General features: G+C 52.8%; 6 protein-coding genes, 1 tRNA gene and 1 rRNA gene. 4 read left to right on the top strand and 4 right to left on the bottom strand.

All coding sequences use genetic code 11. From position 1 onward, the window contains the following. The first annotated feature begins 2 nt into the window (after window positions 1-2). The 4 genes from JW878_11075 to JW878_11090 all read left to right on the top strand — a co-directional run bounded on the left by JW878_11075 (window position 3) and on the right by JW878_11090 (window position 2,981). Entirely contained in the window at window positions 3-365 is a 363-nt protein-coding gene (locus JW878_11075; protein ID MBN1763594.1) for a DUF1622 domain-containing protein, read from the top strand. A 71-nt stretch (window positions 366-436) separates the two neighbouring features. Next, window positions 437-1,864 (top strand): MBL fold metallo-hydrolase, encoded by a 1,428-nt coding sequence (locus JW878_11080; GenBank protein MBN1763595.1) that lies wholly within the window; start codon window positions 437-439, stop codon window positions 1,862-1,864. A 25-nt stretch (window positions 1,865-1,889) separates the two neighbouring features. Then, window positions 1,890-2,408: a YeeE/YedE family protein gene (locus JW878_11085; GenBank protein ID MBN1763596.1), complete on the top strand. Its 519-nt coding sequence runs from the start codon at window positions 1,890-1,892 to the stop codon at window positions 2,406-2,408. A gap of 15 nt (window positions 2,409-2,423) precedes the next feature. Beyond that, window positions 2,424-2,981 (top strand): YeeE/YedE family protein, encoded by a 558-nt coding sequence (locus JW878_11090; protein MBN1763597.1) that lies wholly within the window; start codon window positions 2,424-2,426, stop codon window positions 2,979-2,981. A 700-nt stretch (window positions 2,982-3,681) separates the two neighbouring features. Here JW878_11090 and nrdD read toward each other — a convergent pair. From nrdD to JW878_11110, 4 genes are all read right to left on the bottom strand, one after another. Continuing rightward, on the bottom strand, window positions 3,682-5,973 hold the full coding sequence (gene nrdD, locus JW878_11095; protein MBN1763598.1) for an anaerobic ribonucleoside-triphosphate reductase: 2,292 nt from the start codon (window positions 5,971-5,973) through the stop codon (window positions 3,682-3,684). Beyond that, on the bottom strand, window positions 5,970-6,236 hold the full coding sequence (locus JW878_11100) for an NrdH-redoxin (GenBank protein ID MBN1763599.1): 267 nt from the start codon (window positions 6,234-6,236) through the stop codon (window positions 5,970-5,972). The genes nrdD and JW878_11100 overlap by 4 nt, the downstream gene beginning before the upstream one ends. Before the next feature lie 390 nt (window positions 6,237-6,626). After that, a tRNA-Cys gene (locus tag JW878_11105) sits at window positions 6,627-6,698 on the bottom strand. 164 nt (window positions 6,699-6,862) lie between these two features. Continuing rightward, a 23S ribosomal RNA gene (locus JW878_11110) occupies window positions 6,863-7,224 on the bottom strand; the annotation flags it as partial.

The raw sequence follows: 7,224 nt of genomic DNA on the forward strand, positions 1-7,224 counted from the left end.
CCATGGATCCGTTTTATTACATTTACACCGGAATCGCGATTAGCGGCATGGCGATCATCGTCTGGGGAGTAGTGATCAGCCTCGGCAGGGTTCTTCGGCTCGAATATTCACAGATAAAGGGACGTGTCATATGCAGAGAGCGGGAAGCGCTGCGGCATCAACTCGGTTCGTATCTCCTTCTGGGCCTGGAATTCCTCATCGCTGCGGATATCATTCGCACCATCACGGATCCGACATTAGAGGAGATGGCGATTCTTGGCGGCATTGTTGCCATAAGAACGGTGCTCAGCTATTTTCTGGACAAGGAGATGGCGGAATCCTACCCGTGTGAGGATCGCGACGACCAGAAAGCTTCGTCTCCCTAACCTTCTCTCGCGGCTTCCACAACTTATTTATTGCACAGGCTTATTAGATACTCTATCAGAGGTGTATGCGTATGATTATACATAATTTTTTCGTTAAGGGCCTTGCGCACAATTCCTACCTGCTCGGGGGTACCAAGACCTGTGCGATCATCGACCCTCGGCGTGACGTGGAGATTTATCTTGATGCGGCTAAAGCCATGAATATGGATATCACGCACGTTTTAGAGACGCATCTCCACGCGGACTTCGTCTCTGGGCATATCGAGCTCGCGGACAGAACAGGAGCACCGATCTACGCACCGAAATCCGCGAAATGCGCGTTCGACCACGTCGGCCTCGCCGACGGAGATAGCTTTGAGATCGAGGACATGTCACTCCGGGTACTGGAGACGCCGGGCCATACGCCCGAGCACATCAGCTACGTGGTCGCCGACAGGTCGCGCGGAGAAGATCCGGTGAGTTTGTTCTGTGGCGATACGCTCTTTGTCGGCGATGTGGGGCGACCCGATCTCTTCCCGGGCAGGGCGCAGGAACTGGCGTCGAAATTGTACGACAGCCTGCATGAGAAACTACTCGCACTGCCGGACTTCTGCGAGGTCTATCCCGCACACGGCGCCGGATCGCTCTGTGGCCGCGCTCTGGGCGCGAAGCGGACAAGCACGATCGGCTATGAACGGAGATATAATGCGGAACTGCAGATCGCCGACCGCGAGGAGTTCATCACATCGCTGACCACAGATATGCCTCCTGCGCCGGACCATTTCAGCCGCTGCAGCGCGATCAACCGCAGGGGACCGACTCTGATACGCGATCTTCCGATCCTCGCAGCGCTGGAGCCGAAACCGTTCTACGCGCGGTCGAAAGAGGACGACACGGTCGTTGTCGGTGTACGTAGTTACGATTCCTTCGGTGGGCAGCACGTACCAGGCGCGTTTCACATCGATTTTGCAGGTAATTTCGCCACCTTCGCCGGCTGGGTGCTGCCACCGGATTCTGACATCCTTCTGGTGACCGACAGCAGTGAGCAGGCAGCTGAGGTTGTCGTGTGGTTGCGCCGCGTGGGCCTTGATGAGGTCGTCGGTTACCTTGAGGGCGGCATGTTCGAGTGGGCGAAGACCGGCCTGCCTACAAGCTACGTGACGCAGTTATCGATCGATGCCTTCCATAAGAAGATAACGGGCGAGCGCAATCTGGCGCTCGTGGATGTCCGCTCGTCAAGTGAATATGCGGGCTATCATATCAAAGGTGCGATCAACATACCCGTGGCCGATCTTCGGACACGGTATACGGAGTTCGATCCGAGCGTTCCGACGTTTCTTATCTGCAACACCGGTCATCGCTCGAGTCTCGGCGTAAGCATTCTGAAGCAGCACGGATTTGAGGACGTTTATAACGTTGCGGGCGGCATGACGGGCTACAACGCCGCGGGTTACGGGCTCGAATGCACGGTCTGCACTATCCCGCACGGGCCGCGATTCCCGCAGGGACTCACAATCTGAGGTTAGGAGGGAGAAAGAAGAAACCATGGAGTATTTGATGCTGGAGCGCTGGTCTCCGTACATCGTTGGTATAGGCATCGGTATCTTGAGCTGGTTCGCGTTCCTGCTCTCCGATAAAGCGATTGGGTGCTCAACGGCATATGCACGCACGAGCGGGATGATCGAACGGCTCGTTCGCGGGAACAAGGTGCTGGAGAAGCAGTATTACAAGAAGTTTGCCCCGGTTGTCGATTGGGAATGGATGCTCGTTCTTGGTGTTGTGATCGGCGCGTTCATCTCCGCGAATCTCGGAGGCACGTTTCACGTGCTGTGGGTGCCGAGCCTGTGGGCTGCGAGCTTCGGGACGAATCCGGTGCTCCGCTGGCTCGTTGCGCTCATCGGCGGCATTCTCATGGGGCTCGGCGCACGCTGGGCCGGCGGCTGCACCAGCGGGCACGGAATCAGCGGTACGCTCCAATTAGCGGTCAGCAGCTGGCTCGCAGCCATCTGCTTCTTCATCGGTGGGATCGCGACGGCGATGCTCATCTTTTATGTTATCGGTTAGTTAGGAGGTATCAAGATGTTAACAAAACTACACGGTAAAAATAAAGTGCAACTGGTAATCGGGCTGCTGATTGGAATTGCATTCGGCTTCCTGCTCCAAAAAGGGGGTGTAACGGACTACAATGTCATCATCGGCCAGTTGCTCTTGACCGATTTCACCGTCGTCAAGATCATGCTCGCGGCCTCAATTACGGGCATGCTCGGCGTACACCTGCTCAGAAGTCTTGGATTGGCGCAGCTCCATCCCAAGCCCGGCTCTATCGGGGCTTCGGTGATTGGCGGGCTCATCTTCGGCGTCGGTTTTGCTGTCCTCGGCTACTGTCCGGGTACGGTCGCCGGAGCGGTCGGTCAGGGCGCGTTCGACGCGCTCTTCGGCGGTATCGTCGGGATACTGATCGGGTCAGGCCTGTTCGCCGCGCTCTATCCACAATTGCAGAAATCCGTACTGAACAAAGGCGACTTCGGCGCGATTACGCTCCCGGAGGTGCTCAAGGTGAATCAGTGGCTCATCGTCATCCCCGTTGCCATTGCCTTAACGGCACTGCTCTGGTGGATGGAGCACGTTGGATTGTAAAACTGGCGTGGATAAGATGTCACAGAGTAGCTAGCTAGACCCATACAGTGTACGTATTAGCGAGGTTCTTCGCTTCTTGCAGCGCTTCTTGCGCTTTTACTGTTAATTTATCAAACCTCAAAAAATCATCGCCAAAAGAAAGGGGAAGGTATTTTGCGTAAAGTTTTGCTTTGAGGGGGCTTTGCACCTAAAATGCTAATTTTTAATGTTTTTAGGTGCATAAGCTTGAAGTGATGCCAAATTCGTGCATCTCGTAGGCAGGTACACTAATAATTCGTTCGAAAGTAAGATATGAGGTAAGATAGAAGATGAAATGAAGCTAATAAGAATATAATCATCCCAAAAGTGTTATTCAGATCCTTAAAAAACAATAATTGATAACCATACAGAACTATTGGTATTTGGATAGCAGCCAATGTTTTAAAACTCCAAATTACAATAGTAGAATTATCTTCTAGTTTGATGCCATAATACAGCCAAATTGAACCAATAGCGAAGAGAACAAATAAAACAACTAAGTTTGACGAGATAATAGGAGACAAAATAAAGGATGTAAATGCAAAGATAATGGCTTGGATACCATACAATATTATTGCACGTCTCGAGGCAAATCTCGTTTCTATGAAGAGCGAATATACGAGCAGCGGTAATATCTCTAAAATGTAAACAAAAATGTAGGTTGAATTGGAAGCTATATAGGTCACCTTACCTCATTCCCACCGTACCGCATCCTGTCCATTAATTCCTGCTTCTTGCCCTCGTTCCAGCCGCTTACCGCTTGCAGATACCCGGTGATCCGCGATATGTAATCGAGATTATCCGAATTGCACTTCTCACACGCTTCCATCAGCCCCATCGTCACGTGCGCGCAATCTTTACAGACCGTCATATCCTTCGTAAACGCGTAATAGCCCGTCTGCGTATTCTCCGCGATCTTCATTGCCAAACTTTTCACTCCTCTTGGGTCGGGATAGCCCTCGCCCAAAAATATGTGCATGATATTCCCGCCGTCAACGATCGGGAAGAAGATATGCTCGGTCTTTATCCGCTCGGCGAGCGTGACGTCCGCATTCGGTGGCACGTGCGTGCCGTTCGTGTAATATATGGGCAGGTCACGGGTCTCATGGATACGTGCCAGCGCGCGCTCGACATCGCCGTTCACCACGCTCAGCGCCTTATCCCGGAACTCCTTGTTCAGAATGTCCGCAACGGCGAATCGCTGCACCACGGTCTCCGCCGGTGTCCTCGAAAAGCTGATTGTCATACCTTCTCGTTCCGATAGCTCCTTCGCGTACAGCTCCATCTCCGTCATCGCTCGTACCGCGAGCCGTAACGCGCCGTTATCCTCGTGCACCTGCTTCCCGTAATGGGACTGCACCATCTCGTTGATGCCCACCACGCCGATGATATACACCAGCTCGTCGAGATGAACCGCCATCGTCCCTTTCTCGCCCGTGTGCGGATCTTTCGGTCGTTGTGTCGCAAATGGCATGCGGCCGCTTTCGATGATCTGCTTCATCCAGCTCTTCTTCACCTTCAAAACCTCAACGGCGCAGTCCATCAGCCGTTTCAGTTCCGTAATCAGCTTATCATCATCGTGATCCGCACGGTACGCCGCTCGCGGACAGTTGAGCGTGATCACCTGCCAGCCGCCCATCGTGAAGTGCGCGCCGTTTCTGAAATACATCTTGTCCTTGAAGTCCGCATCCTCCGGCGAGGTCTTGAAACTGTATGCGCAGCACTGGTAGCACGAAACACCTTCGCCCGCGCCCCGATACTCTGGGATCTTGTTATCAAAATACGGCGATCCGTACTTCGCCGTCAGTTCGAACGCTAGATCATACAGCTCTTCGTACGTCGGCAAATCCGGATGCTTACCGTTGAATTCCTCATCCTCGCTCAGGAAATAAGGCTCGATCGCAATCTCCGGCTTCGGGAAGTTGAACGGCTTACCCCAGTAATCGCCCTGCAGCATCACGTTCATCAGCGCTTTGAACGCCAACCGCACCTCGCGCTCGAACTCGCCGTACGTCCGCAGCGGCACGGCCTCGCCGTCCCATACCTCGCCTTTATACACCACCGGCTTGTCCTTCCAGATCTTCGGCACACCCGGCGTGAGCTGCACCGACGAGAAGACCAACTGACCGCCGCGAGCAACCTGCATCTGCGTCATCTCGTACACGAACATCTGCATCAACTGCTCGATCGCTTCGTACGAAAGCCCCTCTAAATACGGCGCAATAAACGTAAGGAAATTAAAAAAGCCCTGACCGCCTGCGAAGTTGGTCTGGGCACTGCCCAAAATCTTCACGGCATGTAGAATAGCCACCTCTGGCTTCTTCGCCGGGCCCGCGACCGAGGCCTTTGTGCCCGAGCCGTCCGGCATCAACCCATAATAGAAAAAGTATCTGAGGTCCCAGTCCTGGCAGAACCCGCGCGTACCGAAATATTCGAGATCGTGGATATGCAAATCGCCACTGAGATGCGCGTCCGCGAGCTTCGGCGGTAAGAGCAGCAAATACTGCTCCTTACAGATCTTGTCCGCTTTCTTCTTGTGCGACGTCTCCGCATTCTCCTGCAGGTTCGCGTTCTCGTTCGCTTCAAACCCCTCCCCGATATCAATCAGATGCGCGTCATACACCGGCGTGCCCACTCGCGTGCAGACGTTCCGCCACTCCTGCTCGTGATACTCCTCCAGCAAAATCTGGTTCACGATCTCTCGCACTAACGCGCCCGAAAGCTGCGAGATGCCCATCATCTTTATCCGCTTCTCCGCCTCTTTCGCGATCTCACGCGCCGTCTCTTCATCGATCCCCGAATGCCCATAAAACTTCCCACTCAATTTCGTCTCACGCAAAAGCTGCTTTACTATCGATTCCTTATCCCACTCCAGCATGTGCCCATCGCTGGTTCGCACCTTCGGGAAGCGCAAGGTCATACCGTCCAGCGTCGTCTGCAACGTGCCGTTCGTCACATTAAAGATCCGTTTCATGCTTCTTCCTCTTCCTTTAGCACTTCTCTCAACCGCTCCTTCCGCAGCTCATCGCCATTAAACAAATCAGTATCCGTAAGAAACGTCGAGCCGACCTGGACAACCGGCGTAATCATCGTGAACACGCCCTGCATGCGTAACTCCGTCAGCGCTTCCGCTGTCGTTATGTCCACCTCCTCATACGCCGCCCCTTCCGCTGTCAGGAACTCCTTGACGAGCTTACAATTCGGGCAGATTTTTGTTGTGTAAACTTTTATTCCCATCTTCTTCCACTCCGCTTCCGCTGAACCCCATGAACATCAAGAGTGATACACATCTATTGTACGCCGCATAATAAAACCCTTGCGTAGGCTCCCATTCTAAGAAATAATAGCCGTTATTTTCACTATTTACGTTATTATTAGTCCTATTTCACTTAATAAACCGCATTTAGGAATTTAAAGCAGGAACGAGTCGATTTTAGCGCTTACAAGTGCTTGACCGCTGAGCACGGTACCTTATGCCCCCAGACGATGTGGAGAGGTATAACTCGGGTTTGTCTACTGAGGAAGTCACGTCTCTTTACGTACACACGTGCGGTCGCACTGCTAAAATCCAGCAATACGTCACAGCTCACGAATCATAAAAAATGAGCAGGTGGCAAAGGCTATGGAAGCCAAGGCCCGGATTTGAACCGGGGTATAGCTGATCTGCAGTCAACCGCGTAGCCACTCCGCCACCTTGGCACTGTTCAGTTCAGTTTGGATTATATAAAGTAGCAGATGGGACTATAAAAAATACCTGCTAACCGGTATATCGCGTAGTAAAAAATGCATAAAGTCTGGGTGAAAAGAGAAAAGAAAGAAAAAGAACGCACGCACATACAACTCTGATTTCATCTGGACTCAGCGAGATGATTGGTGCGGACGTTAGTAGCTGCGGGCTAAAAATCTCGGTTTATCACCTTGAGTCTTACACCCCAGCCCTATCAAACCATTCTTCTAATGATGCCCTTAAGGAAGTCTCTTTTTGGGGATGGCTTCGAGCTTAGATGCTTTCAGCTCTTATCCACCAGCGCGTAGCTGCCCGGCAATGCCCTGTCGGACAACCGGTACACCAGAGGCGCCGCTGCTTTGTTCCTCTCGTACTAAAAGCAGCTTCCCCTCAGACCTCCAGCACCCCCAATAGATAGCAACCGACCTGTCTCACGACGGTCTAAACCCAGCTCACGATCTCCTTTAATAGACGAACAGTCTTACCCTTGGCTGCAGA

It is taken from the genome of Methanomicrobia archaeon (assembly GCA_016930255.1).
Taxonomy (GTDB): domain Archaea; phylum Halobacteriota; class Syntropharchaeia; order Alkanophagales; family Methanospirareceae; genus JACGMN01.